Below are 26,480 nucleotides of genomic sequence, written 5' to 3' on the forward strand. Positions count from 1 at the left end.
TCAACTCTCGTAGCGCTTCAGGACGTCGGCGAGGCTCGGCGCCTCCCGGTCCCGCTGGGACATCGACGTGGCGGGAAGCGGCCAGGGAATGGCGAGCTCCGGGTCGTCGAAGGCGATCGTCACGTCCTCCGTCGGATCGTGCGGGCGGTCGATCCGGTACGAGGTGTCGGCGGTTTCGGTCAGGGACTGGAAGCCGTGCGCGCACCCCGCCGGGATGTACAAGGTCGCCTGCGTCTCGCCGGACAGCTCGAAGAAGGCCCGGCCCAGGTAGGTCGGCGAGTCCGTCCGCAGGTCCACGACGACGTCGAAGATCCTCCCGTACGAGCACCGCACCAGCTTGGCCTCGCCGGCGCCGGAGCGCAGGTGCAGGCCGCGCAGCACGCCCCGGACCGAGCGGGACAGGCTGTCCTGGACGAAGGCGTCGGGGTCGAGGCCCACCGAGCGGATGACGTCGGCGTCGAAGATGCGGCAGAAGAAGCCCCGTTCGTCGGTGTACGGCGTCGGCTCGAACAGGTACGCGCCGGCGATCTCCGGGACTTCGGTCGCTTTCATGGAGACTCCTGTCGATCGTGGGTGTGGCCCGTCGCCGGGAACAGGGCCGCGGTCAGGGCGGTGAACTGGTGCCGGAGTTGCCGGGAGGCGTCCTGGTTCCGCTCGGCGAGTGTCCGGCGCAGCTCCGCCGATCGCTTCTCCAGCGCCCGGAACTGCTCGAGCAGCCGGTCGGCGTCCACCTCGCGGGCCGGGTGGCAGTACGCGCCGAGGCCCATCCGATCCATGAGCGCGTCGCTCTTCGCCGCATAGCTGAGCGCGAGCACCGGTGTGCCGGTCTTCAGCGCGCAGATCAGGTTGTGGTAGCGGACCGCCACCACGGTGTCGGCGGCCGCCATCTCCTTCATCAGGTCGGCCAGTGAGGCCGGTTCGGCCGCGGTGACCAGCGGCGAGTCCACCGCGTCGAGGATCGCGGCGACCACCGACGCGTCGCACTCGTCGCCGGTGAGCAGCCGGACCGGCCTGCCCTCCTCGACCAGCGCGCGGACGAACCGGATCGTCCCGTCGAGGTAGCGTCGGTGTATCTCCTCGGCCCGGGCGCGGTCGTCGTTGCCGCCGTGGAAGTCCATCACACCGAGGCAGACCGTGCCCGAGGGCGTGCCCGCGGGTGGCGTCGGCAGGGAGAACGCGAGGTCCGGGTAGACCTCGTCGCGCGCGGTGTCCACGCCCATCGCCCGCATCGCGTCGCGGGACTGGGCGTCCCGGTACGACCGGTACGCGGCCAGCCGCGCCGACCAGCGCACCAGGGCCCGGGTCGGCCGGTTGACGATCGTCGCGGCGCCGACGCTGACCAGCGCGACCCGCGTGCCGAGCAGCCGGCCACTCGCGCAGAGCAGGAACAGCGAGTACGGGAAGCCCCAAGGCCGCAGCGGCAACGTGGCCTCCAGGACGCCCATGCCGGGCACGATCACCACGTCGTGCCGGCGCACCCAGGCGGCGGTGCGGAAGACATCGACGAGTTTGCCCAGACCCTTGCCCGCGATCGCGCCCGCACGTGACGCGGTCCGGTACTCCGCGCGGTTCCAGTGCAGTCGCGTGGCGGGGATCCCGAACCGGGTCGTCACGGCCTCGGGTCCGCCGCACAGCGCGTCCACGACCGCCCCCGGGTGCTCGGCGCGGAGGTAGCCGAGCACGGCCTCCAATGACCCGTCGTTGCCGAGGTTGCCGGAGCCGAGCAGCCCGAACACCCCCACCCGTGTCGGGGTCTTCATGCCCGCCTCCCCTCACGTCCGGCGACGAGGGCGTCGACGGAGACGGTGAGCTTGGCCGGGTCGACCGGCGCACGGTCCTCCACCCGCTCACCGGCGCCCGGCCGGGCCCGGCTGGTCATCCAGGCGACCAGGTGGCGGTAGCACGCGCGACGGTCGGCCGGGGACAACGGAGCCCGCCGGATCGCCGCGATGAAACCCCAGACGTACTCGGCGAGCAGCCGCGGCGTCGGGTGCAGCGGGCCTGCCCGGCGCGGGTCGAGGTTGACGCACCGGGAGCGCTTCGACGGGTTCGCCCGCTCGGCCCGGGTGGGGTGGTCGCGGCGGAAGTACAGCAGCTCCGGCACCTGGTGGAAGGGCCCGTGCAGGCCGATCTCGGCGACGAACGTGCGGTCCGCGTGGTGGTAGCTGTCCATCGGCTTCACCCGGCGCAGCACGTCGGCCCGGATCACCCCGTAGAAGTCGTCGCCGCCCGGCTCGAACAGCATGCTGCGGAAGCGCTCCGGCGGGCGCGGTGAGTCGGTGGCGAGCGTGTACTCGTACGGGACCTTCACCTGGCCGTCGCCGTCGATGACCGCCTGGTCGGCGTGCGCGAGGATCACGTGCGGCCGCTCGTCCAGCGCCTCGACGCAAGCCCGCAGCAGGTCCCGGCCGTACAGGTCGTCGTGCGAGGCCCACTTGAACAGCTCGCCGCGGGACTCGGCGAACACGCGATTGTGGTTCGGCGTGGCGCCGATGTTCCGGGGCAGCCGGAGGTACCGGATGCGCGAGTCCTTCGCGGCGTACCGGCGGCAGATGTCCTGGGTCCCGTCGGTCGAGGCGTTGTCGGAGATGAGCAGCTCGAAGTCCTCGTAGGTCTGGCCGAGCAGGGCGTCGAGCGATTCGGCGAGGTACTCCTCGCCGTTGTACACGGGCAGGCCGATGCTCAGCCTGGGGCGGTCGGTCATGAGGTCCTCACTTCGGGGACGGGATCGTGGTGGCGCTGGCGCAGGGCGGACCGCAGCTGCAGCCACCACACGGCGGAGCCGCTGACGGTCGCGGCGGCGACGCCCCAGGCCGAGCCGACCGTGCCGGCGACGGCCACGCCGCCGAGCCCGCCGCCGACATAGCAGGCGGAGGCGAACAATTGGCAGCGCAGGCTGCGCCGGGCCGCGCCGAGCGCGCGCAGCCCGGCCGCCGCGCCGGTGCCGAGGCCCGCGCCCGCGACGCCGAGGGTGATCGGCACGATGAGTTGCGAGGCGGAGTGCCAGACGCCGCCGAGGACCAGCTCGCCGAGCCGGTTCGGCAACAGCAGCAGCGGCCCGCCCCAGAGCAGCGCGGCGGCGGCCTGCCCGCCGCCGAGGAGGAGGCAGAACGTGCCGAGGCGGTGCGGGGCCTGCCGCAGCACGCGTGCCGCCTCCGGGACGGTGACCAGGGACAGCCCCATCAGTACGGCGAGGAACGGGCCCATCAGGAGCTCGGCGCCCCGCACCGCACCCACCGCGCCGACCCCGGCGATGGCGCCGAGCCCGTACGCCCGCAGCTGGCTCGCGCCGCTGAGGCTGACGTTCTCGACCAGGTACCGGTAGCCGAGGTCGCGCTGCTCGCGAAGCCACCCGCGCGCCTCGGTCATCCGGGGCCGGATGCCGGACTGGAGGCAGCCGTACGCGGCGGCCACCGCGGCGGACGCGCCCCAGGCGAGCACGAAGGCGTCCACGCTGCCCACACGGGCCGCCACCACCATGGCCGGGACGAGCGCGATGCCCCACACGAGGTCGTTGACGAACGCCTTCCGCCCGGTTCCGGCGGCGAAGAACGAGAACCGCCAGGCGTCCTGCAGCAGCAGCCCCGGCAGCATGAGGCCGAGGCAGGCGAACGCGGGCCCCACACGGCCGCCGAGAGCTAGGCCGACCACCAGACACGCCGCGCCGAGGGCGGCACCGACGCCGAGCGCGGTACCCGACGCCCGGGCCACCGCGCCGCGCCAGGACGCGTCCGACACGCCGCTGAAGCGCACCACGAGCGGGTCGGTGGCCAGCCCGCGGGAGACGTTGAGCACCACGCCGTAGGTCACCCAGGCCAGGCTGAACACGCCGAACGCGGTCACCCCCAGGGAGCGGGCCACGTAGATCCCCACCACGAAGTTGCTGATGCTGGAGGCCGCCTGGTCGGCCAGTCCCCAGGACAGCCGGCCGACGAGGGCGCGCCGGGCGCTCGGCCGGGCGCGTCGGGACCGGTCCGCCGACGCCGTCGTCTTCTCCTCCTCGGTGGTCATCGGCGTCATGCCTTGATCAGCCCGGCGCCGTGCAGAGCGCCGGCCGCGTCGGCGACGGTGTCGAACGGCAGCCCGGACCGCTCGGCGACGTCCAGCAGGCTGTGCTCGCCGTCGGAGAGGTTGAGTACCCAGAGCATGGCCATCTGGGCCTGCTTGGTGTCGCTGCGGCCGCCGAGCGCGTCGTACAACCCGCGTCGGCCCAGCTGCGGTTCGCCGTAGGGGCTGAGGTTGACGTACCGCCGGTTGCGGTCGAGCACGGCGAACGCCGCGCGGCAGACGGCGAGGGTGTCCGCCATCGCCTCCGGAGAGACGAAGTCCGGGTTGTCCGCCGAGGTGTGGTACTCGGGGTAGCCCGCGTACGGGGTCCGGGTGAGCGAGCCCACGCCGAGGTCGAACCCGGGGGAGCAGAACTGCCGCTCGTCGTAGCCGTACGGAGTGAACTCGGTGATGTGGTGCGGGCGTTCGGAGGCGGCCAGCACGTGTCGCATCACCCGGTCGATCTCCGCGTCGCCGCGCCTGCTCTGCTTGTACGTCAGTTGCCCCCGGTCGCCGGCGCAGGCCAGCACGAGGCCGTGTTTGACCCGGTCGATCCGCTCCGCGTTGCGGGCCAGCCAGGTGATCGCCCCGATGGTGCCGGGCGCGAACAGGAAGCGGTACGTGTAGTACGGCGTCTGCTCCGCCAGCGCCCGGGCCAGATACGTCGCCACCGCGATGCCGGCCAGGTTGTCGTTGGCCAGCGACGGGTGGCAGACGTGGCAGGAGACGATCACCTCGTCGGGGACCTGTCCGGGGACCACGTGCTCGGCATAGGTGAGGTGGCCATCGGCGAGTGTGGAGTCGACGCACACCTCGTACTCGCCGTCCGGCATCGCGTCCAGGGTCTCCTGGGCCAGGCAGAACCCCCATTCCGGCTTGTAGTAGCTGGTGCGGTACGGCACCCAGCTCGGGTGGTCCGGCAGGGTGTGCAGGTGTCCGCGCAGCTCGGCGAGCGGCATGGTCGCGGAGACCGGAACGCTGTAGCCGAGCACGTGCAGGCTGGACGCGGCGAAGTCGACGATCCGGTGGCCTTCGGTGTCGGCGATGTACGCGTCGCGGATGTTCCACTCCTGCGGCACCGTCCAGTCGAGCACCTGCGTCCCGGTCGGCACCTCGTGCATCCGCAGCGGGAGGTACTCGCCGACGATGTCCAGGGTGGCGCGCACACCGTCGCCGGTGATGCTCCGGCACAGCGGGTACAACCGCTCCACCAGTGTGTGCATCTCCTCGCCGATCGTGGTCACCGGCGCCACCGCAGGGTGTCGTCGACGGCTCCGGTGTCGGACGCCGCGCGCAGCACGGCGAGCCGGGTGAAGCGTCGCTCGAAGTCCTCCTTGGTCAGCCCGAACTTCCGGTAGGTGTCGGCGAGTTCGAGCGCGCCCTGCTTCACGGTCCACTCGCAGTCGAAGCCGGGTATCGCGGCGCGGAAACGGGAGAAGTCCACGCGGTACGACCGCGGATCGGCGCCGTTCTCGCCGGTGATCTTCACCCGCGCGCCGGACACCGCCTCCGCGACCTGCTCGGCGATCTCGGCGACCGTGACGTTGTTGGTCTCGCTGCCGATGTTGAACGCACGGTCGTGCACCGCCTCGCGCGGCGCGGTCAGCGCGGCCGTGAAGGCCCGTGCGATGTCGGCGGCGTGCACCAGCGGGCGCCAGGGGGTGCCGTCGGAGAGCACCAGGACCTCGCCGGACAGGAGCGCGTGGCCCACCAGGTTGTTCAGCACGATGTCGGCGCGCAGCCGGGGCGAGTAGCCGAAGGCGGTGGCGTTGCGCATGTACACCGGGCTGAAGTCGCCGTCGGCCAGGGCGTGCAGGTCGTCCTCCACCCGCACCTTGGACTCCGCGTACGGCGTCACCGGGCGCAGCGGGGCGTCCTCGGCCACCAGGTCGTCCCCGCCTGCGGCCCCGTACACCGAGCAGGTCGACGCGTACAGGAAGCGCCGCACCCCGGCGTCGCGGGCCAGCCGGGCCAGCCGCACGGACGCGTGGTGGTTGATGTCGTAGGTGAGCTCCGGCGCCAGCGATCCCAGCGGGTCGTTGGACAGCGCGGCCAGGTGGATCACGGCGTCCACCCCGGCCACGTGGTCGGCCGTGACGTCGCGCAGGTCCACCCGGTGCCTGGGGGCACCGCCCACAGGCGCGTCAGCGCCGACTGGGGGAGGGTCCGCGGGCGGGTCGCCCAGCACGCAGTCGGCGAACAGGCCGGCGTCGAGACCGACGACCTCGTGTCCGGCGGCCTTGAGGACAGGGGCCATGACGGTGCCCAGGTAGCCCTGGTGTCCGGTGAGCAGTACGCGCAAGGTTCATTCCCCCAGGTCGAGAGTGAGTTTGGTGACGGCGAACGCCTCGGCGTAGCGCGCGTGGCATTCGATGCCGCGGATCCGTGCGAGACCGAGGAAGGCCTCCCGGTCGTACCAGGGCCGGTGCCGCTGCGAGGGGTAGTGCTCTTGGAGCAGCCGCACCTTCTGTTCGGCGATCTCCGGCGACAGCGGCTGGTACGCCGCCGGACTGCCGAGGTCGCCGTCCCACTTGACGATCTCGTAGCCGAGCACGAGGTGGTCGCGGAACGCGGTGGGTATCAGCTTCGCCAGGCCGCGGTGATCCTGGTGCGCGTCGTCGGTGCGCGGGGCCAGGATCAGATCGGGCTCGGTCCGCTCGCGCAGTTCCTCGACCGCGGCCTTGGCCTCGTCCCAGTGCACGGGCATCCGGCCGTCCGGCAGCTTGTGCACGGTCAACCGCAGGGCGGCGCCCGGGCAGAAGGCGGCGAGCGCGGCCCGCTCCTCCTGCTCCCGCTCGCTCCCGCCGCCCGAGAGCACCAGCGCGTCGACACGGATGCCCGGCCGCGCGAGGCACAGCGTCAGCAGCGTGCCACCGGCGCCGATGGCGATGTCGTCGCAGTGCGCGCCCACCGCGACGATCCGGTCCAGGGGCCCGGCCCCGAGGCGGATCACGCGCTCACCGCGGCGTTGTCCCGCTCCCACACGGCCCACGGGCGGTCGCCCCGGGCGTAGGCGGCGTCGAGCGCGGCCCGCTCCTTCACGGTGTCGGTCGGCTTCCAGAAGCCACGGTGCTGGTGCGCCACCAGCCGCCCCCGCTTGGCCAGTTGGGCGCATCCGTCGGCCACCAGGTCCCCGTTCTCCGGTATGTGGTCGAAGACCTCCTGGCGGAGCACGAAGTAACCGCCGTTCTCCCACAGCGGCAGTTCGCTCACCGCGGTGATGCCCCCCACCAGTCCGTCCTCGCCCAGCTCCACGCAGTGGAACGAGGACTGCGGCGGCACCACCATCATCGACGCACCGGCGTCGCGCCGGGCGAACCGGTCGATCATCTCCGGCAGCGGGGCGTCGGTGAGCACGTCGGCGTAGTTGGCGAGGAACATCTCGTCGCCGTCCAGGTGGTGCCGCACCCGGCGCAGCCGCTCCCCGATCGGTGACTCGATGCCGGTCTGCGCGAACGTGATCGTCCAGTCCGAGATGTCGGTGGACAGCAGCTCGGTCCGTCCGCCCCGCAGGACGAAGTCGTTGGACGTCGTCTCCTCGTAGTTGAGGAAGAAGTTCTTGATGTGGTGGGCCCCGTAGCCGAGGCACAGGATGAACTCGGTGTGCCCGAAGTGCGCGTAGTAGCGCATGACGTGCCAGATCAGCGGTCTCGGGCCGACCATCGCCATCGGCTTGGGCACGTCGTCGGCCGCGCCGCTGCGCATCCGCATCCCGTATCCGCCGCAGAACAGTACGACCTTCATCGCTTGACCTCGACAATGCTCAGTTCCGGGATGGGAAAGACAAGGCGGCCGCCCCAGTCGTGCACGAAGGACAACTGCTCGACCAGCTCGGCCCGCAGGTTCCACGGGAGGACGAGGACGTAGTCCGGTTTGTCGGCGGCTATCCGCTCGGGCGGCAGGATCGGGATGCGGGTGCCCGGGGTGAACCTGCCGTGCTTGTAGGGGTTGCGGTCGACCGTGTACGGGAGCAGGTCGGGCCGGATGCCGCAGTGGTTGAGCAGGGTGTTGCCCTTGCCCGGGGCGCCGTAGCCGACGACCGTCTCGCCGCGCTCGGCCGCTGTGATGAGGAACCGCAGCAGATCCCGGCGCACCGTGGCCACCCGGGCGGAGAACTCGGTGTACCCGGACAGCTCCTGCAGCCCGGCGGCCTTCTCCCGGGCCAGCACGTCGACCACCTGGCGGCTCGGCTCGCCGGCCACCTCGGCCGGGCGGGCCCACAGCCGGATGGAGCCGCCGTGGGTGGGCAGCAACTCGACGTCCACGAGCGCGAGTCCGCCGCTCGCCAGCGCCCTGATCGCGGACGCGACCGTGTAGTACTGGAAGTGCTCGTGGTAGATCGTGTCGTACTGGTTCTCCTCGATCAGGGTCAGCAGGTGCTGCACCTCGATGGAGACCCAGCCGTCGTCGGCGACCAGGGCGCGCAGCCCCCGGGTGAACCCGACCACGTCGGGGATGTGCGCGTACACGTTGTTGGCCACGACCAGGTCCGCCGGGCCGTGCTCGGCGCGGACGGCCGCTCCGGTGTCCGGGGACAGGAACTCCGTGAGCGTGGGCACACCCGCGTCCCGCGCCGCGGCGCCGACGTTCACCGACGGCTCGATGCCGAGGCAGCGGATGCCCCGGTCCACCACGTGCTTCAGCAGGTACCCGTCGTTGCTCGCCACCTCGACCACGAAGGCGTCGGGGCCGAGGCCCACCCGCGCTGCGGCGTCGGCGACGTACGTGCGCGCGTGCTCCACCCAGGAGGTCGAGAACGAGGAGAAGTACGCGTACTCCTTGAACGTCTCCTCCGGCGTGATCAGCGGCGGGATCTGCGCCAGCCAGCAGTCGGTGCAGACCCGCAGGTGCAGCGGGTACGCGGGCTCCGGTTGATCCAGTTGATCCGCGGCGAGAAAGCTCTCGCACGGTGGCGTCGCACCGAGATCGACGACGCTCGCCAGCGTCGCCGAGCCGCAGAGTCGGCATCGTGTCATTTACTGCCCCCCATTGATTCCGTCCGACCCGCGATCGCGGTGCGGTACTCATCCACCAGGCGCTCCAGCCCGACGGCCGGGCTGAAGCGCTGCTCGTAACGGCGCCGGGCAGCCTCGCCCATCGCCTGGTTGCGGGCCGGCTCGGCCGTGATCCGGTGCAGGCAGGACGCGAGCGAGCTGGGCTCGCCCGGCCGGTGCAGCAGCCCGGTCACCCCGTCCTCGACGAGTTCGACGAACGCGCCGTGACGGGCGGCGACGGCCGGGACCCTCGCCGCCATCGCCTCCGCGACGACCAGGCCGAACGTCTCCAGAGCCATCGAGGGAGCCACCACGGCGACCGACCGCGCGACGGCCTGCCGGCACTGAGCCGGGTCGAGCAGGCCGACGTAGCGGACATCGTCCCGGCCCGCCGCCCAGGCGGTCACCTCTCGCTCCAGTGGCCCCGCGCCGGCGAGCACGAGTGGCACGCCCACACCGCCGCCTGCCGCGATCTCGTCCCACGCGGCCATGAGCAGCCGCACGCCCTTGGCCTCCGCGAGCCGGCCGAGGAACAGCAACTGCTCGCCGCCGCCCGCCCGGCAGGCGCCCGGCTCCGGCACGAAGTTGTGCTTCACCGTCAGCCGCTCGGGTGGCATGCCGGACCGCACCAGGACGTCGCGCTGCGCCGCGGAGATGCAGAAGAACCGCTCCACGCCGGACCACCACCGCCGCCGGTTGACCTTGAGGCTGACCGCGAGCGGCACCGTCGCGAGGCGGGAGTTCCGGTAGCAGCCGTGCCGGACGGCGGGCAGCGACGCCACCGACCCGACGCACTCGGTGCACGACCGGCCGTCCCGGTGCAGCGTGCCGGGCGGGCAGACCTGGGTGTAGTTGTGCAGCGTGGCGACGGCGGGTACGCCGGAGTCGGCGCAGGCGGCGAGGACCGCGGGCGACAGGAGCGGGAAGACGTTGTGGATGTGCACCACGTCCGGCCGCTCGGTGCGCAGCCGGGCCGCCAGCTCCGTACGGACCGCCGGGTTCCACGGCACGAGGAGCGGCACCGCGGCCTTGCCGAGGAGGGACCGGCCGGCGATGTCGTCGCTGCGCCGCTCGAACACCTCGACCCGGTGGCCGGCCGCGCGCAGCAGCCCCACTTCCTGGTCGACAACCCTGTTCTCCCCGCTCGGCTGCGCCGAGGAGTAGCGGTTGTGCACCACGAGAACGTGCATGCGGGGGGTCACCTCCGGGCCCATCGCGGGATACGTCGTTGAGGAACTGCGGTCGTCGTCAGGGGAGTGGCCGTCGCGACGGGCGTTGCCGCGGCAGGTGCCGCGAGCAGCGAGGCGGCCAGGGCCAGATGCAGCAGATACGGCGAGGCGTCGCCGAGGCCGGCCTCGGTGTACGACGAGATCGCGACGTAGCTGATCAGGAAGATCGCGCAGGCCCTCGGCAGTGACGGTGGCCGCAGCAGCGCGACGCAGGCGAGGACGATGAGGATCGCCGCCACGAGGGCGACGCCGAACAGACCCTGCTCGTTGTAGACGGCCAGCCAGCTGTTGTCGATCGGCAGCCCGCCGAACGACTTGTCGCCCAGGCCCACGCCGAACACCTGCTCCGCGGTCGACCGGGGCGCTGCCAGCAGGGCGTCCCAGACCTTGGCCCGACCGGTGAGGTTGGAGAAGTTCTCCTGGCTCTGACCACGCAGGAACCACGCCTGCAGTGCGGAGGCGAACACCACCGCGGCCACCGCCGACACCAGCACCGCCCGGGCGAAGAACCGGCGGGCGGCGGCGCTGGTCAGGACGAGCGAACCGATCGCCAGCACCAGCCCGATGAGCAGGCCGACCGTGGCCGTCCGGGTATGGGTCAGCGCGAGCAGGACGAGTGACGGCACGATGACCACGGCCGCGCTGCCCCCGGTGGTCCGGCGGCCCAGTACGAGCAGCACGGTGAGCCCGATGATCACCGCGGCGTACTGTCCGATCTGCGGCGGGGTGAGCGGCCACAACGCGCCGACCAACCGCCCGCCGTAGTACTCCGGCATGGCCGTGCCCGGTGAGATGGCCAGGCCGGCGGCCGCCGTCCCGAGCGCCGCGAAGTACATCCGGATGTGGTACCGGACGAACGTGAGGCTCCCCTCCCACCAGCGGCTGAGCAGCCACAGCGTGCCGATGAAGAGAGCCAGCCGGGTACAGCGGAACAGCGCGCCGAACCCGACCTCCAGGTTCACGCTGGAGATCACGCTCGGCACCAGCAGCAAGGTGAGCAGGAACACGAAGGCGCTGGCCCGGATGCGCAGCCGGAGATTGAGTGCGAGCGCCAGCGCGAACGCGGTGACCAGCGCGCCCATGGTGGCCATCTGGATGAGGGAGCGGGGCAGCGTGACGATGGTCTTCGCCCCGGCGGAGCCGAGCGTGTTGAGGCCCAGCAATGCCCAGACGATCCCGACGGCCTTCGGCGTGCCGGCGGGGCGCGGTTCGGCGCAGGGCCGCGCGACGGGGGTCTCCGGTACGCCCTTCAGGGTCCCGTCCATCTCAACCACCGGCCCGTGGGGCGAAGGTGCTGCCCGTGTCCTGCCGGTACGGCGTGCCCTGCCACTGCCCGGAGTCGAGCTGTTGGTCCGTGTTCTCCGCGACGAAGCTCCACGGTCCGCGGTAGACGTTGTCGTGCCAGCGGTTGTGCTGCTTGTGGGTGATCGCGTCGGCCACCCGCTTTCCCTTGTACGGCGACCACTTCGGATAGGTGCCGTAGTTGGCGAGGACCGCCATGCGACCGCACTCGGTCTCGCACTTGACGACCGACGTGTCCAGCAGGAAGCGGTTGTCGTGGATGTTCACCCGCTGGGTCTTCCACCGGCAGTCGGCGTAGAGCGGCGCGGTGGCGATCGCCGGCTTGGCACAGCGCTTGGTGTCCTTCACCAGCAACGTGCAGTAGCCGGTCGAGGTGTTGGCCGGGCTGTTGCAGAACCGGTCGGCGTTCTCCCACAGGGTGATCCCGTTCCAATTGTTCTCCAGCACGTTCCCGTGGATCTCGATCTTGTCCGTGCGGGCTCGGATCCGTGGTTCGCCGCCGGCCTCGGACACGTAGATGGTCGCGTACGGGAAGTTGTCGCCGCGGGCGGCGTACTTGCGGCCCTCGACCCAGTTGTTCCGCCGGATCGTGTTGTTCCGGATGACCGCGTTGTAGCTGGTCTCGTACATCAGCGCGGCACCGTCGTTGGCCTCGAGCAGGTTGCCCTCGATGCGGAAGTCGTTGTTGTCGTTGTCCGCCCACAGCCCGGCCCCGCGGTTGTCGTGCACCCAGTTGCCGCGTATCTCGGCGCCGTTCACGGCCCAGAACTTGATGCCTCCGGTGCAGCCGCACCCCGGCTTCCGCCGCTCCCAGTCGTCGGTGTTGTTGCCCGTGATCTCGTTGTCCTCGACCACCAGGCCGCGGATGGAGTCACCGGTCTTGTACGCGTTCATTCCGTACTGCCCGTTGCCGCGCAGGCAGCTGGCGCGGACGTGCTGGCGCGCACCGGCCATCAGTCCGGCGCCGGAGTTGTACTGGATCGTCGCGTGCTCGATCACCCACCCGTCGGCCATGTCGTGGTTGACCACGCCCTCGTCGTGCGGCGCGACGAAGTGCTGCACGGCCAGGTAGCGGATGGTGACGTCGCGGGCGGTGCCGCTGAACGCGTAATTGTTCTTCTTCCCGCCGTCGAGCACCGCGCCCGGCGCGCCGAGGTAGCGATTCCCCTTCTTGACGATGACCTGGGCGTAGCGGTCCGGCTCGAGCCTGTGCTTGCCCGGCCGAAGCCAGAACGTGGTGCCCGGGGGGCTGCTCCTGGTCTTCTCGGCCAGGTCGCCGACCACCTTGGGGTCGACCGTCACCGCGCCGGCCGGCGCCTTCGCCGGCCCCGCCGCGGGCTTGGCGCACACCCGGGCCACGTACGAGGCCGCCCCCGGCGTTGATGCCGCACCGGCCGCCTTTGCCGGGGCGTCGTCCGGCGTGCTCGTGCAGCCGGTCGCCGCCAGCAGGACCAGCGCCAGTGGTGCCGCCGGCAACGCCCAGTTCCGCCACTTCATCCCCACGCGCCCTCCCTAGCCGCGGAACCTGAGCACGGTGGTGAAGCCCTCCACGCCGTCGGCGAATCCGGTGCCGACCAGCGTGGTGATGGGTTCCTTGCGCCCGAAGCCGGGGGAGTACCAGCCCAGCGGCGGGTCGGTCTCGCCGCGATGCGCCCGCCAGTTCAGCTGCCCGGGCAGGTCGAGCACCGCGGAGCGGTCATCGCCGTCCCGGGTCCAGGTGAGCACGGCCCGGTCGTCCGCCAGGTCCGCGGCGATCGCGGGGCCGAGGTGGAACGCCAGCCGCACTGCCCGGCGCGGCCCGCGCACCTCGTCGACAATCCTCAACTCCTCGGCCGCAGCGGTGAGTTCCACCCGGCGGCGGTGCACGGCGGGCTGGTAGCCGTCGTGCTCGGCACACCAGCGGGACACCCCCGCGTCGGAGGCGCCGGACGTGTCCACGGTCAGGACGCGGCTCTTGGCATGCCGGGTCCACAGGAACGGGCCGCCCGAGACGGACTGGTCACCGCCGTCCAGTTGCAGGGTGTTGTGGCCGAGGGTCGAGCGGAAGTATCGCCGCCACTCGGGCTGCCCGTGGTAGCAGAACGTCCCCGGGTCGGCGAGCACGTCGACCCCGTCGTGCCGGACCTCCACGGACAGCGCGTCCGCGTGGGCGTGCGCGGCGATGGACAGGAACCCGTGCGGGCCTGCGTCGCAGCGGCACCAGATCTCTCCCGGGCCGCGCAGGATGGTGAGCCCCGCGTCGGCGAAGTGGGCCGGCCGGCTCGCCGGGCGGGCCACGGCCGGTTCCGTTGGCTTGATGAGCGCGGCCAGCAGCGGGGTGCGCACATCGGTGCCGGTCACCGTAGGCCACCAGACGAGCCGGCCGAACACGGCGTCCCCGGTGGCCAGCAGCGAGCCCCAGCGGTCGGTGCCCGCGCCGTCCACGACCAGACCGTGCCCGTCGTCCGCGTCCCCCTGGCGCGGCGGCCGCAGGTGGCTGTCCACGACGGCCGCGAGCGCGTCGGTCATCCGCAGCAGCACCAGCCGGATCGACGCGGGGACCGGCACGCCCGCGGCATCCGCCTCGGCCACCGCGGCCAGGCCGAGCTCCAGCACGAGTCCGTGATATTCGGTGGCCAGTTCGCGGTTGAGGCCGGAGCCGAAGGTGTTGCCGCGCAGGTGCCGCTCCAGCGACCGCAGCGCGCCGGCTCGCCAGCGGGCCGAGGAGGGGAACCACCCGAACGCGCAGGCCGCGGCGAACTGTCCGGCGGCCTCGGCGATGACGTGGTTGTTCGCCGAGGACCCCCGGCTGGGGAAGGCGGCCAGCCAGCGCTGGTGGTGCCAGATCTGGTTCAGCGCCACCGGGTTGCCCTCGAACAGCCCGGCCGCGCCCGGCCAGCCGTCGAGCAGCCGGCGGACCCACACCCAGGACAGCAGCCGGATGCCCAGCTCGATGCCGCTGATCCAGTGCACTCCGCGCAGCGGCGGGTTGGCCGCCCACCACGACCGCAGGTGCGCGGCCACGCGCTCGGCGTACCGCTCGTTCCCGGTGATCGCGTAGGCGGCGGCCAGCACGGTGAGGTACTGATGCCGGGACAGCTCCCAGATCTGCTTGATGTCCCCGACCGCGTCCTCGTTCCGGTACGGCACGTCGAAGGCGTAGCCCCACGGAGCCCGGCGCCCGGTCTTCGGGTCGTAACCCCAGTCCGGGTCGGCCAGGTCGTCGCGGACCACCCCGAAGTACTCGGCCTGCCCGTCCATCAGCCGGTCCGCCTCGGCGATGAGACGTTTCGCGGCGTCCGGAGGTATCGCGGCGATCGTCCCGGCGGGGAGTACCGCGGTGAACCGGGCGCCGGTCACGCCCGGGCAGTCCGGCGGCGCCGACCGCCACCGCCGCCTGCGCACCGCGTCGCCCACCCGGCCGCCGACCTCCCGCGGTCCCATCCGGGACAGCCGCCGCAGGTACCAGCCCGCGCTCATGCTCATCGAGCCCGCTCCAACGTCACCGGCGCGCCGCAGGCCAGTCCGGTCCGCACGGCGAGGGTGGCCGCCGTGGTGGCGACCAGCGACTCCAGCGGCACCGGCATCGGCCCGCCGGTCCGCACGGCCTTGATGAACGCGGCCAGCTCGGCGTTCTGGCCCTTGTCCCGGGCCTTGGGCAGCCGCGAACTGACCCACCGCTTGCGGCCGCCGTCGAACACCGAGGCACGCACGAAGTCGTCGAGCCGCAGCGCACGACCGTCCGCGACCAGGTCCAGCGTCTCCTTGGGGAAGCCGGCCGGGCCGGTGGTGACGTAAGCGATGGTGGCGGTGGACCCGTCCGGGTAGCGGAGCACGACCTGCACGTCCTCGTTGCCGGACGGGGCGACCGCGTACGCCGAGACCGGGTCGGCCCCGAGCAGCCAGCTCGCCGTGTCGATGAAGTGTCCGCCCTCGCCGGCGAACCGCGAGCCCTCGGTGCCCTGTTGGAGGTACCAGCTGCCGTGCTGCAGTCGGCCCGCGTTGACCAGGTAGCGCAGGCTCGCCGGGCCGGTCCGGGCGCCGAACCGCTTCCTGGCCTCCCGCAGCAGCGGCGCGAACCGGCGGTTGAAGCCCACCTGCAGCCGGTCGTTGCCGGACTCCTCCACCGCCGCGAGCACTCCGGCCAGCTCGTCCTCGGTGAGCGCCAGGGGCTTCTCCACAAACACGGGCTTGCCGGCCAGCAGTGCCTTTCGGGTCAGTTCGGCGTGCGAGCTGTGCCGGGTGACCACGAACACCGCGTCGATGGACTTGTCGCCGAGTACGGCGTCGAGATCGGTGGTGGCCTCGGCGAAGCCGAACTTCCGCTGCGCGTTGGCCGCGGACAGCGCCGTCGTGGTGACGACGGTCGACAACACGACTCCGTCGCGCGGTGCCAGGTGCGGCAGCAGCATCGACGTCGCGTAGTTTCCGGCGCCGACGAACGCGAGGCGCACCGGCGTATGGGCGTACCGGGCCGGGGTGGCCGCTCCGCCACTGCGTGGCTTCACCACGGGCACGGCCACCGCCGGGGCCGCCGCTTCCTCCGCCTCCCCCGCGGGTTCGGGGTACCGGAACAGCACGGCCACGGCCTTCAGCTCGCCGTCCTTCAGGCGCTGGTACGTCTCGACCGCGTCGTCGAAGTCGGCGATGTGGGAGACCAAGGGCTCCACGTCGACGCGGCCACGGGCGACGAGATCGAGGAAGCACGCCAGGTTGCGGCGCTCGGTCCAGCGCACGTAGCCGATCGGGTAGTCCCGCCCCTCCAGCTCGTACTCCGGGTCGTAGCGACCGGGGCCGTAACTGCGCGAGAACCGGACGTCCAGCTCCTTCTCGTAGTACGCGTTCCACGGCAGGTCCAGGCGGCACTTGCCGATGTCGACGACCCGGCCACGGTCCCGGCAGAGCCGGGCGGCCAGCTCGACGGGCTGATTACTGCCGCCGCCGGCGGCCAGATACACCTGGTCCACGCCGTGCCCATCGGTCAGCTCGGCGACAGCGGTTTCCACGGCCGCGGACGCCGGATCCCCGCAGGCCACGGCGCCCAGGCGCGCGGCGAGTTCGCAGCGCACCGGATCGGGGTCGACTCCGACGACGCGGACTCCCGAGGCGGTGAGGAGCTGCACCACCAGCTGCCCGATCAGCCCGAGGCCGATGACCAGCGCCGCGTCGCCGAGCTGCGGCGCGCCCTGGCGGACGCCCTGCAACGCGATCGACCCGACGGTGCCGAAGGCCGCGTGCCGCGGCGCGAGGCCGTCCGGCACCCGGGCGTAGAGGTTCTTCGGCACCCAGTTCAGCTCGGCGTGCAACGCGTGCTCATTGCCGGCGCAGGCCACGAGGTCGCCGACCTTCACGTCGTCGATCCCGGCGCCGACCTGCTCGACCACCCCGCACAGCGAGTAGCCCAACGGCGTGTAGGAGTCCAGCTTGCCCATCACCTTGCGGTAGGTGGCGGGCACCCCGTTGGTGGCCACGCTCTGCATGACCTTGGCCACCTGGTCGGGCCGGGAGCGGGCCTTGCCCAGCATCGACATGCCGGCCTCGGACACCTTCATCAGCTCGGTCCCGGTGGATATCAGCGAGTAGGCGCTGCGGACCAGCACACCGCCCGGCTTGCACCCCGGCACCGGCACGTCGAGCACCGTCAGCTCGCCGCTCTTGTAGTTCTGCACAACCTGTTTCACCCGAACTCCCCTGATTCCTCAGCCGTTTACCGAGTGCTCTGGCCGGACCCAGAGGTCGCGTCGCGATACCAGTACTCGAGGGTCAGCACATGCCACAGATGTTTGGAGAAGTCCCGCTGCCCGGCGGCGTCCTCGGCGACGAGCCGCTGAAGCGCGTCGCGGCGCAGGAACCCGGAACGCACGAGCGCGCCGTCGTTGACCACCTCGCGCACCAGCGGTGCCAGATCCCGGCTCATCCAGGCCCGCAGCGGGGCGCTGAACAGGCCCTTGGGCCGGTACACGATCTCCCGTGGCAGGATCGAGGTGGCCGCCTCCTTGAGGACGGCCTTGCCCTGCCGTCCGACAACCTTGCGATCGCCGGGCACCGCGAACGCCGCCTTGACCACCTCGACGTCCACGTACGGCACCCGCACCTCGGTCGACGCGGCCATGCTGGAGCGGTCCGTGTACGTGAGGTTCAGGCCCGGCAGGAACATCCGGGCGTCGCCCAGGCACATGCGGTTGACGAAGTCGTCGAGGTCGTTGTCCTGGTAGACATCCGCGTGTTCGGTCAGCACGTCCTCGACCGTCCCGGCCAGGTCCGGGTCGACCAGGGCGAGCAGCTCGTCCTGGTCGTACATGGTGTAGCTGCGCCGGAACGCGGTCTCCTCCGGCAGATCGGCGAAAGAGAGGAACCGCTTCGCAAAACGCACGGACCGGTACCCCCGGCGGGACGTGGCGACCGGCAGCCGGTCCACGGCCCTGGACACCCCGCTCCGCAGGGGCCGCGGGACGCGCTGGTAGCGCAGCGCGAGCAGGTTGGCCAGGTGCTTGCGGTACCCGGCGAACAGCTCGTCGGCCCCCATCCCCGAGAGCATCACCTTGACCCCGGCCTCCCTGGCGGCCGAGCAGATCAGGAACGTGTTGATCGCGGCGGGATCGCCGATCGGTTCGTCCAGGTGGTAGGTCATCTCCGGCAGCAGGTCGAGCACGTTCGGGGCGATCTCGATCTCGTGCAGATCGACGCCGAACCGCGTCGCCACCTGGCGGGCGTAGCGCAGGTCGTCCGGCATCGCCTCGAACTTGGCGTCCTCGGCGCGGAACCCGATCGTGTACGCGGAGATCCCGGGTCGGTCGCGGGCCGCCAGCGCGGTCAGGTAGCTGGAGTCGAGACCGCCGGAGAGGAAGGTGGCCACGGGTACGTCGGAGAGCAGGTGGCGCCGCGTCGACTCCTCGACGATGGCGGCCAGGTCCGGCCGCTCGCCGGCCAGGGCCCGCTCCCGGCCCTCGGCGGCGACGTCCCTCAGGTGCCAGAACCGGCCGCGCTCCACCCGGCCGTCGGGCCGGCACCTCAGCCAGCTCCCCGGCGGCAGCTTCTCCGCTTCGCGGAACGCGCACCGCGAGTCCGGCACCCAGTAGTACAGCAGCGAGGCCACCAGCGCCGCGTGGTCCACCTCCAGCGACCCGCCCGTCGCGGCGGCGAGGGCCTTCAGCTCGGAGGCGAACACCATGCCCTCGCCGCGCCTCAGCAGGAACAGCGGCTTGATGCCGAGCTGGTCGCGGGCGAGCACCAGGTCACCGGTGCGCTCGTCGAAGATCCCGAACGCGAACATGCCGCGCAGCCGGGGCAGGCAGTCCGTGCCCCAGCGCCGCCAGGCCTGGAGCAGCACCTCGGTGTCGGAGGTACCGCGGAAGCGCACCCCGGCGGCTGCCAGCTCGGCACGCAGCTCGGGCGCGTTGTACAGCTCGCCGTTGTACGTCAGGGCGAGGCCGTCCGAGACCATCGGCTGGGCGCCGGTCCCGGACAGGTCGATGATGGCCAGCCGACGGTGCCCGAGGTGCACTTCGCCGTCACCGACGGGGTGGTCGTACCGGCCCGCTCCGTCCGGGCCGCGGTGGGCGAGGGTATCGGTGAGCCGGTCGGTCACGACCTTCCCGTCCGGCCATCGGTACGTGCCTGCGATGCCACACATGTGCTACCGCGCCTCCTGGTCGCTGTCCTGGACCGATGCGGTCCACATCGGCAGCCGCTCCGTCCGCTGCCGGTCTGTCCCGTGTCGCAGGGCCGGCCGCTCGCTCCGGCCGCGTAGCGCGGTGTGCAGCCCGTCCCACAGCGTGCCGTCGGTCCGGTCACGCGGGTCGGGGTCGATCAGCACCACACCGATCACCGGAATGCGCTGGTCGGCGAGCTGTCGCGCCACGGTGTGCAGCCAGGCGGCGCTGCCGTGCCCGGCGCGCACGACGAGCACGGTCTGGGTGCCGAGATACTGGAGGTCGGTCCACGCCGTGCCGGGCGCGACCGAGCCGACTCCGATCCGGCGCCCCTGATCCGGCTCGGTCGCGGCACGATCGCCGCTGACCACGGTGGGATCTCCCGGCTTCGGGCGGCGCTTGGCGAGCTGCGGGCCGGGCAGGCCATCGATGATGACCACCGGCCCCTCCGCCGCCAGTGCCCCGGCGACATCGAGGGCGATCACGCTCGTGCTGTGCGCGCAGCCCAGTTCCAGCAGCGACAGCGGTTCCGTGGAGTCGCGCACGGTGCGGGCCAGGCTCGTGGTGAGCCGCTCGCGTGCCACCCGGTTCCGTCGGCGCTGCCACAGCCTGCCCGACCGGAGGGGCAGTTCCGTGATGACCGAGGCGCCCAGGTTCGCCGCGATGTCCCGGCGCAGCACGGGGCGGTCCGCCACCACCGTGCGGACCGCGGCCACCGCGAGCCCGAGGACGAGCCCGAGGACGAGTCCGATCGCCGCGTTGGTGGCAGCGGCCTTGGGCAGGGAGTGCCGCACCGCGCGCGGGGCGTCCACGATCTGCGTGCCGGCGATGACCTTGGGCGTGCCGGTGCGCGCCTCCGCGGCGCGCTGGTCGAAGTCGGCGATCCGCGAGTTGAGCTCGGCCCGGCGGGCGAAGAGCGTCTCGATGCCCGCCGACTTCTTCGGGTCGCTCTCCGTCTCCGGCGACCGGTCTCCGATCTCCTTGTTGACGTCATTGAGTTGGCCCCGCATGCGGTCACGCTGGTCGAGCAGGGCCTTGGCCTCGGCTGCCGCGGTTTCCCGCATCCGTCGCACATGGTCCGCGACGAACGCGTCGGCCAGCGCCTTGGCGCGGGCCACCGCGTCCTCGTCGCTGGAACCCGTCACATCGATCTGCAACAGGTTGTTGGTCAAGCCGGTACCCCGGTAGTCCCGTATGAAGTCCTCCGGGTCTTCCGCAGACTTGAGGGTCTTCAGGGCCCTGTCGGCGATCCGTGTGGTCCCCAGCACGGCGACATCGGTGCGGATCAGCGTTCCCATGTCGTTCGGCTGGTCCTCCGCATGCGCGACCAGCACTTTGGTCGCCGCGCTCGGCGGCGGGGGCAGCAGGACCGCCATCGCCACGCCGGCCAGCAGTCCCAGGAGCGCCAGGGAGCACCAGAGGCGGCGGCGTCTGCGCACCGCCACTACCAGCGCCTGCAGGTCGAAGAGTGGAGTGGCCGCCGACGACTCCGAAGTCGTGCTCGTCGTCACGCCGAACCTCCCGTCACGCGGCCGGGAAGCGCGAGCGCCACAGTGGCGTGGTCCGCGGGATCGTCGGCGGACCGCGTCGGGCGGGCCCGGACCGGGCCGGCCACGACGACGCCCACGACCTCGTGCCTGCCGTCCGCACACGCCTCGGCGATGCCGGTGATCTCCTCCGCGGTCCAGCTGCCCGCGCTGAGGACGACCAGGGCGCCGGACTCCGGGCCGCGGTCCGGCACCGTCGGCCGGTCCACCGAAACCCCCACCACCCGCAGCATGGGGTATCCCCTGCTCGAAAGGGCCGGGGAAGGGTCGTTCTCGGCCTCGGCGACGAGCTGCCCGGCGGCCCGGCGGGCGATCTCGTCGCCGTCCGGTACGACCACCAGCAGCCGCCGGGGGGCCGGCAGCTGTTCCCGGAGGCGGGCGCACACCCGCCGGTAGCGGATCCGTCTGTCGGCCTCGTCGCCGGACCTCCGCGGGGCCGGTATGTCCCACCGGGTGTCGATGCCGAGGAGCCGCCGGATCCCGGCCCGCGGGCCACGGGCCTCCGGCCGGTGCGCGGGCCGTTCCTCAGGTACGTCGACGGTGCCGAGGAGCGCCGAGCCCAGCGCCGCGGCGATCTCCGGTTCGGTACGCAGCCGGCGATTCATCCGTGCGGCGGCGAGATGGCCGATGACGGCGACCAGGTAGAACAGCAGCGCCCCGCCGACGATGAGCTGCAACCTTGTCGGCGGCGCCTCGCCGGCCGGCCGGGCCGCCGGTCCCATGACGACCATGCCGACCTTGTTGTTCGCGGGGTCGGCCTGGTCCAGCTTCGTCATGGCCTCTTCCAGCGAGGTGCGCAGCTTCTCCAGCGCGGTGCGGGCCTGCACGCTCTCCACGGTCTGCGCCGGATCGGCCGCGTTGGCCAGGCCGGTGATGCGGCGGTTGGTCTCATCGACCTTCTTCCGCAGCGCCTCGGGCGCCGTGGCGGTATCGGAGTCGGTGCTGCCGCCCGTGATCCGTGCGGCGAACTTGACGAATTGGTCGGCCACTTGGTCGGTGAGCTGCTGTGCACGCTGCGGCGTTTCGGCCGTTCCCGAAATCTGGATGATGTTCCCGTCGGCCGCCTTGGCGCTCACTCGATCCCGCAGCTCGCTGCCGCTGACGCCGCTCCAGCCGAGCTGGGCGGCCGCGCGGTCGGCCACCGACGAACTGGTCGCGATGTTCACCTGGGTCAGCAGCTCGCGCTCTTCCCACTGCCCGGGCAGCAGTACCGATGCCGACGTCGTGTACCGCGGCGGAAACAACACCACCGAGGCGCCGTAACCGACGAGCGCGCCCACCACGGCGAGGAGGGTGAGAAGCCGCCAGCGTCGGCGGAGAATCCGCCCGATGGTGGCCAGGCGGATCGTGTCATCGTTCAACGCCGCGGCCTCTTCCCTGTTCGTACCGTCTTGCCCGCCGCCACCGGAGTGCGGTCACCGCAGGCGGCGGCGTACGCGGCGAGCAGCGACGCCTGCGAGTTCCGCCAGGAGAGCGGTCCGCTGACCCGCTCCTGGCCGATCTTGCCCATCCGGGCCCGCCTCTCCGGATCGTCCAGGAGCAGCGCGATGAGCCCGGCGAATTCCGCCTCGTCGTTGGCGGCCGCGTAGACGGCGGCGTCACCGGCGGAGACGCGCGCCTCCTTCAGGTCGAACGAGACGATCGGCCGGCCCATCGCCATGTACTCCAGGACCTTGTTCATGGTCGACACGTCGTTGAGCGGATTGCGCGGGTCGGGGGAGAGGCACACGTCCGCGGTGGACAGGTAGCGCACCAGGTCGGCGTCCGGGATGCGCCCGGTGAACCGCACGTACTCGGAGAGCCCGAGCTGCCGGGACAGCTCCACCATCGCGTCGAACGCGTCGCCGGCGCCGACGAACACCGCATGCCAGTCGGTCCGTCCGAGCTCGTCGCGCAGTTTCGCGAGGGCTCGCAAGGCGTAGTCGACGCCGTCCTGGGGGCCCATGACACCGAGGTAGCACAGCAGATGAGGCTTGCCGCGCTTCAACTCCGGCTCGGGCGGCACCGGTTGGAACCGGTCGACCTGGGGCGCGCTGCGCACCACGAACACGTCCTGCGCCCGCCGGCCGCCACGGCGTATCGCCACATCCCGGTAGCTCTCGTTCGTGGCGAGCACGATGTCCGCGGCCCGGTAGGTCCGCCGTTCCAGCGCGCACACGGCGCGGTAGAGCAGGTCCTCGCCGCGGTCGAACCGGGAGAGGTACAGCTCGGGTACCAGGTCGTGCTGGTCGAAGACGAACCGCGCGCCGCGCCGCCTGAGCCACCGTGCGGCCAGGAACAGCAGGTCGGGTGGGTTGCAGGCGTGGACCACGTGGACCGGGCCGACCTTGCGGGCCAGCCGGGCCGTGTGCCACAGCGCCGATCCGTACTCCCTCAGGTACCCGGCCGGTCCTCCGGTGGCCGCGCGCAGCGGGTAGCGGTGGATCCGCACCCCGTCGACCTCCGCCTCGGGCTCCGTGTCCCGCTTTTCCCCTCGCGGGCAGATGACGTGCACCTCCCAGCCCGCGTCGCGCAGCGTCGTGCACTCCTGCCACACCCGCCGGTCGAACGGCACCGACAGGTTCTCCACCAGGATCAGCGCGCGCCGACCCGCTCCGTCGCCGCTGACCGTGTCACCGAACGATGTGTCACCAAGCAAGGCCCACGTACCCCGGTTCAGCCCGGCGCGCCTCGGCGTCGGGAAGGCGGATGAGGTCGACAATCACGGGGCCGTCGCCCTGGGGCAGCGCCGACAGCACGGCCGGATCCCTGGTCCCCACCAGGCACACCTCGGCGTGCTCGAGCACCTCGTCGACGGAGTCCGCGAGCAACTGCGCGAGGTGCGGCAGCCGGTTCTCGATGTACTCGCGGTTCGCGCCGATCAGCCGGGAGAGGTTCACGTTGGCGTCGTAGATCCGCAGGTCGTAACCCCTGCCGAAGAGCCTCTCCGCCAGCTCGACGAGCGGGCTCTCGCGGAGGTCGTCGGTGCCGGGTTTGAAGGACAGCCCGAACACGCCGATCCGGCGCTTGCCGGTGCGCTCGACCAGGTCCACCGCGCGTTGCAGATGGTCGGAGTTGGAGGGCAGTACGTGGGCGAGGATGGGCACCGACACGTCGGCCCGCTGCGCCGCGTGAACCAGGCTGCGCAGGTCCTTGGGCAGGCAGGAGCCGCCGAAGGCGAAGCCGGGCCGCAAGTAGGCGGGGCTGATGTTCAGCTTGCGGTCGGCCAGGAACACGTCCATCACCTGGTGCGAGTCCACCCCGAGCGCCTGGCACACCGCGCCCAGCTCGTTCGCGAAGCCGATCTTGAGGCCGTGGAACGCGTTGTCCGCGTATTTGATCGCCTCGGCCGTCGGGACCGGCACCCGGAACACCTCGCCGGGCAAGCCCTCGTACAGCGCCGTCACCGCGTCGCCGCTTGCCGGGCCGAGCTCGCCGATGACGGTCTTGGGCGGGTCGAAGAAGTCCCGCACGCTCGTGCCCTCGCGCAGGAACTCCGGGTTGACCGCGACCCCGAAGTCCACCCCGGCCGTGCCGCCGACGTTCTTCTCCAGGATCGGTACCAGCAGGTTCAGGCAGGTGCCGGGGAGCATGGTGCTGCGGAACACGACGGTGTGCCGGCCTCCCCGCTCGGCCCCCTCGGCCAGCGCCGCGCCGATCTGCTCGGTGACCCGCTCCAGGTACGTGGTGCACAGGCTGCCGTTGGGCTCCGACGGCGTGCCCACGCAGACAAGCGACACCTCGCTGTTCATGATCGCCTCGCGGACGTCGCCGGTGGCGCGTAACGCTCCGGTCCGCACGACCTCGGCGGTGAGCTCACCGATCCGCTCCTCGACCACCGGTGCCTTGCCGTCGTTGACCAGGTCGACCTTCACCTGGTTGACGTCCACCCCGATGACCTCGTGACCCAGGCTCGCCAGGCACGCGGCCGACACGCAGCCCACGTAGCCGAGCCCGAAAACGCTGACTCTCATGACCCGTCTCTCCCCCCAGGCAGGCCCTTGCGGCCTGCGGTCCGCGCGCCGGTCGGACGACCCCCGCGCATCAGTACGCCCCCTGCCCGTGGAGCACCGCACGCAGCGTCTTCCACAAGATCACCGTGTCCAGGGCGAGCGACCAGTCCTCCACGTACCGCAGGTCGAGGCGGACCGCCTCCTCCCACGGCAGGTCGCTGCGTCCGCTGATCTGCCACAGGCCGGTGAGCCCGGGCTTGACCAGCAGCCGCCGCCGGATGTCCGGGCCGTACGCGGCGGACTCCTCCGGTAACGGAGGCCGCGGTCCGACGAGCGACATCGATCCGGTGAGCACGTTGAAGAGCTGCGGGAGCTCGTCGAGCGAGTACCGGCGCAGCACCGCTCCCACCCGGGTCACCCGCGGATCCCGGCGGAGTTTGAACAGCAGGCCCGCACCCTCGTTGCGGTCGGCCAGCTCCGCACGTGCCCGGTGGGCCCCGGCGACCATGGTGCGGAACTTGAGAATGGTGAACTCGCGGCCGTCCTTGCCGACTCTGCGCTGGCGGTAGAACGCCCCGCCCCGGCTGTCCGCCAGCACGAGCAGCCCGACGAGCACCATCAGCGGCGCGAACAGCATCAGCAGGATCGCCGCGCCCATCCGGTCGACGACCTCTTTGACCGCCCGGCGGCCCCCGGTGAAGGTCGGCATACTGACCCGCAGCAGCGGTATCCCGAGCACCGCGTCGACGTGCAGCCGCGGGCCGGCCACCTCCATCAGCACGGGGGCCACGACCATCTCGGCATCGCTGCCTTCGAGGTTCCAGGCCAGCCGCTGCAGCCGGTCCGGTGACCAGTGCGGGTCCGGTGTGACCGCGACGACACGGTAGCCGTCGTGGCGGACGTGCTTGGCGACGTCCGTCAACCGACCGACGACCGGCACTCCGTCGATTTGGTCACCGTCGAGCCCGCGACCGTCCGTCGTGCACACCGCGTCCACCCGCCAGCCGAGGTGCGGGAACTTGCGGGTCCGGGTGATCAGGTCGCGCACGGTGGCCGGGCTCCCGGCAGCGAGCACCGGCCTCAGGCAGCGTCCTTCGTTCCGCTGTTTGTGCAGCGAGAGGCGCAGCACATACCGCGCGGTCATGGTGACGAGCGCGAGCGCGGGGATCGCGACGAAGATCCAGAGCTTGATGTTGCGCGAGGTCAGGGCGATCCCGCCGAGCGCCAGCACGACGGTCGCCGCGAACAGTGAGCGTCCGAGCCGACGGAATTCCTCGGCGCCCTGGCCGAGCACGGCCGGAGCCCATGACCGGCTCACCGCAAGCGCTCCCAGCACCAGCAGCTCGGTGCCGAAGGCGAGAATCCCCCATTTCTCATGCCAGTTGGCCGCGTCCCGGGCCCCGAAGAAGTTGCCGATCGCCGCCACCACGAAGGCGGTGGCCACGGTATCGCTGGTGATCACGGTACGGCGGTACCGCTGCTCCCAGTCGCTCGCGGGCCGGCTGATTGCCCCGTTCCCCGGCCGCCCGGGCGCCGATAAAAAAGGGCTGGCTGATCCCCCCTGCTGCACGGACCCCCCCAGGTCGCCAGTGGGCTCGACGTGTTCGCTCCACACGGTTCCTCCCCCCGGGAGGCCCCCGCCTCCCGCACCGTTTCTCCCCCCGGGAGGCCCCCCGCCCCCCGCGCCACGCTGTTCCTCCGCCGGGAGGTCCCCGCCTCCCGCGAATACATCCCGGATATTGCAGCGTTACGTGGACACCCCACCCGGACGGGTGGACTCGCCTGTCCTGCCAGACTC

Annotated in this window: 20 protein-coding genes; all 20 read right to left on the reverse strand. The window is 71.8% G+C overall.

All coding sequences use genetic code 11. The features are described from left to right. The gene (locus tag ACH4SI_RS00795) at positions 1–552 is read right to left on the reverse strand and encodes a dTDP-4-dehydrorhamnose 3,5-epimerase family protein (protein ID WP_398291058.1); all 552 of its coding nucleotides are present in this window, start codon (positions 550–552) and stop codon (positions 1–3) included. Further along, positions 549–1,760 (reverse strand): polysaccharide pyruvyl transferase family protein, encoded by a 1,212-nt coding sequence (locus ACH4SI_RS00800; RefSeq protein WP_398291060.1) that lies wholly within the window; start codon positions 1,758–1,760, stop codon positions 549–551. The genes ACH4SI_RS00795 and ACH4SI_RS00800 overlap by 4 nt, the downstream gene beginning before the upstream one ends. Continuing rightward, positions 1,757–2,704: a glycosyltransferase family 2 protein gene (locus ACH4SI_RS00805; protein WP_398291062.1), complete on the reverse strand. Its 948-nt coding sequence runs from the start codon at positions 2,702–2,704 to the stop codon at positions 1,757–1,759. The genes ACH4SI_RS00800 and ACH4SI_RS00805 overlap by 4 nt, the downstream gene beginning before the upstream one ends. Further along, a complete protein-coding gene (locus ACH4SI_RS00810; protein ID WP_398292285.1) occupies positions 2,701–4,011 on the reverse strand; it encodes a hypothetical protein in 1,311 nt (436 codons plus the stop codon). The genes ACH4SI_RS00805 and ACH4SI_RS00810 overlap by 4 nt, the downstream gene beginning before the upstream one ends. Before the next feature lie 5 nt (positions 4,012–4,016). After that, the gene (locus ACH4SI_RS00815; protein ID WP_398291064.1) at positions 4,017–5,300 is read right to left on the reverse strand and encodes a DUF4910 domain-containing protein; all 1,284 of its coding nucleotides are present in this window, start codon (positions 5,298–5,300) and stop codon (positions 4,017–4,019) included. Continuing rightward, a complete protein-coding gene (locus tag ACH4SI_RS00820) occupies positions 5,288–6,349 on the reverse strand; it encodes an NAD-dependent epimerase/dehydratase family protein (RefSeq protein ID WP_398291066.1) in 1,062 nt (353 codons plus the stop codon). Before ACH4SI_RS00820 ends, ACH4SI_RS00815 begins: the two co-directional genes overlap by 13 nt. 3 nt (positions 6,350–6,352) lie before the next feature. Next, positions 6,353–7,000 carry a PIG-L deacetylase family protein gene (locus tag ACH4SI_RS00825; RefSeq protein ID WP_398291068.1) on the reverse strand — a complete coding sequence of 216 codons (648 nt, stop codon included), beginning with the start codon at positions 6,998–7,000 and terminating at the stop codon, positions 6,353–6,355. Beyond that, positions 6,997–7,791 (reverse strand): glucose-1-phosphate cytidylyltransferase, encoded by a 795-nt coding sequence (locus ACH4SI_RS00830; protein ID WP_398291070.1) that lies wholly within the window; start codon positions 7,789–7,791, stop codon positions 6,997–6,999. Before ACH4SI_RS00830 ends, ACH4SI_RS00825 begins: the two co-directional genes overlap by 4 nt. Further along, a complete protein-coding gene (locus tag ACH4SI_RS00835) occupies positions 7,788–9,023 on the reverse strand; it encodes a methyltransferase domain-containing protein (RefSeq protein ID WP_398291072.1) in 1,236 nt (411 codons plus the stop codon). The genes ACH4SI_RS00830 and ACH4SI_RS00835 overlap by 4 nt, the downstream gene beginning before the upstream one ends. Then, the gene (locus ACH4SI_RS00840; RefSeq protein WP_398291074.1) at positions 9,020–10,231 is read right to left on the reverse strand and encodes a glycosyltransferase; all 1,212 of its coding nucleotides are present in this window, start codon (positions 10,229–10,231) and stop codon (positions 9,020–9,022) included. The genes ACH4SI_RS00835 and ACH4SI_RS00840 overlap by 4 nt, the downstream gene beginning before the upstream one ends. A gap of 8 nt (positions 10,232–10,239) precedes the next feature. After that, positions 10,240–11,535, reverse strand: a complete 1,296-nt coding sequence (locus ACH4SI_RS00845) for an O-antigen ligase domain-containing protein (protein ID WP_398291076.1) — start codon at positions 11,533–11,535, stop codon at positions 10,240–10,242. 1 nt (position 11,536) lies between these two features. Further along, entirely contained in the window at positions 11,537–13,075 is a 1,539-nt protein-coding gene (locus ACH4SI_RS00850) for a right-handed parallel beta-helix repeat-containing protein (RefSeq protein ID WP_398291078.1), read from the reverse strand. Between the two features lie 9 nt (positions 13,076–13,084). After that, entirely contained in the window at positions 13,085–15,037 is a 1,953-nt protein-coding gene (locus ACH4SI_RS00855; RefSeq protein ID WP_398291080.1) for an alginate lyase family protein, read from the reverse strand. Continuing rightward, on the reverse strand, positions 15,034–17,232 hold the full coding sequence (locus ACH4SI_RS00860) for a bi-domain-containing oxidoreductase (RefSeq protein WP_398291082.1): 2,199 nt from the start codon (positions 17,230–17,232) through the stop codon (positions 15,034–15,036). The genes ACH4SI_RS00855 and ACH4SI_RS00860 overlap by 4 nt, the downstream gene beginning before the upstream one ends. Before the next feature lie 26 nt (positions 17,233–17,258). Further along, the gene (asnB, locus tag ACH4SI_RS00865) at positions 17,259–19,184 is read right to left on the reverse strand and encodes an asparagine synthase (glutamine-hydrolyzing) (RefSeq protein WP_398291084.1); all 1,926 of its coding nucleotides are present in this window, start codon (positions 19,182–19,184) and stop codon (positions 17,259–17,261) included. Between the two features lie 3 nt (positions 19,185–19,187). Beyond that, entirely contained in the window at positions 19,188–20,714 is a 1,527-nt protein-coding gene (locus tag ACH4SI_RS00870) for a Wzz/FepE/Etk N-terminal domain-containing protein (protein ID WP_398291086.1), read from the reverse strand. Continuing rightward, entirely contained in the window at positions 20,711–22,111 is a 1,401-nt protein-coding gene (locus ACH4SI_RS00875) for a Wzz/FepE/Etk N-terminal domain-containing protein (protein WP_398291088.1), read from the reverse strand. Before ACH4SI_RS00875 ends, ACH4SI_RS00870 begins: the two co-directional genes overlap by 4 nt. Next, positions 22,108–23,388, reverse strand: a complete 1,281-nt coding sequence (locus ACH4SI_RS00880; protein ID WP_398291090.1) for a glycosyltransferase family 4 protein — start codon at positions 23,386–23,388, stop codon at positions 22,108–22,110. The genes ACH4SI_RS00875 and ACH4SI_RS00880 overlap by 4 nt, the downstream gene beginning before the upstream one ends. Then, positions 23,378–24,703: a nucleotide sugar dehydrogenase gene (locus tag ACH4SI_RS00885; RefSeq protein WP_398291092.1), complete on the reverse strand. Its 1,326-nt coding sequence runs from the start codon at positions 24,701–24,703 to the stop codon at positions 23,378–23,380. The genes ACH4SI_RS00880 and ACH4SI_RS00885 overlap by 11 nt, the downstream gene beginning before the upstream one ends. A gap of 70 nt (positions 24,704–24,773) precedes the next feature. Further along, positions 24,774–26,252, reverse strand: coding sequence for a sugar transferase (locus tag ACH4SI_RS00890; protein ID WP_398292287.1), 1,479 nt, complete (start codon positions 26,250–26,252; stop codon positions 24,774–24,776). Positions 26,253–26,480 lie beyond the last annotated feature (228 nt).

Origin of the sequence: Streptomyces sp. NPDC021212 (assembly GCF_044332925.1) — a bacterium.
GTDB lineage: Bacteria > Actinomycetota > Actinomycetes > Streptomycetales > Streptomycetaceae > Streptomyces.

Excerpts from the sequence above, each read along its gene's own strand:
- ACH4SI_RS00845 (WP_398291076.1), bottom strand. The coding sequence starts at position 11,535 with ATGGACGGGACCCTGAAGGGCGTACCGGAGACCCCCGTCGCGCGGCCC.
- ACH4SI_RS00810 (WP_398292285.1), bottom strand. The coding sequence starts at position 4,011 with ATGACCACCGAGGAGGAGAAGACGACGGCGTCGGCGGACCGGTCCCGA.
- ACH4SI_RS00835 (WP_398291072.1), bottom strand. The coding sequence starts at position 9,023 with ATGACACGATGCCGACTCTGCGGCTCGGCGACGCTGGCGAGCGTCGTC.
- ACH4SI_RS00805 (WP_398291062.1), bottom strand. The coding sequence starts at position 2,704 with ATGACCGACCGCCCCAGGCTGAGCATCGGCCTGCCCGTGTACAACGGC.
- ACH4SI_RS00840 (WP_398291074.1), bottom strand. The coding sequence starts at position 10,231 with ATGCACGTTCTCGTGGTGCACAACCGCTACTCCTCGGCGCAGCCGAGC.
- ACH4SI_RS00795 (WP_398291058.1), bottom strand. The coding sequence starts at position 552 with ATGAAAGCGACCGAAGTCCCGGAGATCGCCGGCGCGTACCTGTTCGAG.
- ACH4SI_RS00885 (WP_398291092.1), bottom strand. The coding sequence starts at position 24,703 with ATGAGAGTCAGCGTTTTCGGGCTCGGCTACGTGGGCTGCGTGTCGGCC.
- ACH4SI_RS00800 (WP_398291060.1), bottom strand. The coding sequence starts at position 1,760 with ATGAAGACCCCGACACGGGTGGGGGTGTTCGGGCTGCTCGGCTCCGGC.
- asnB (WP_398291084.1), bottom strand. The coding sequence starts at position 19,184 with ATGTGTGGCATCGCAGGCACGTACCGATGGCCGGACGGGAAGGTCGTG.
- ACH4SI_RS00830 (WP_398291070.1), bottom strand. The coding sequence starts at position 7,791 with ATGAAGGTCGTACTGTTCTGCGGCGGATACGGGATGCGGATGCGCAGC.
- ACH4SI_RS00855 (WP_398291080.1), bottom strand. The coding sequence starts at position 15,037 with ATGAGCATGAGCGCGGGCTGGTACCTGCGGCGGCTGTCCCGGATGGGA.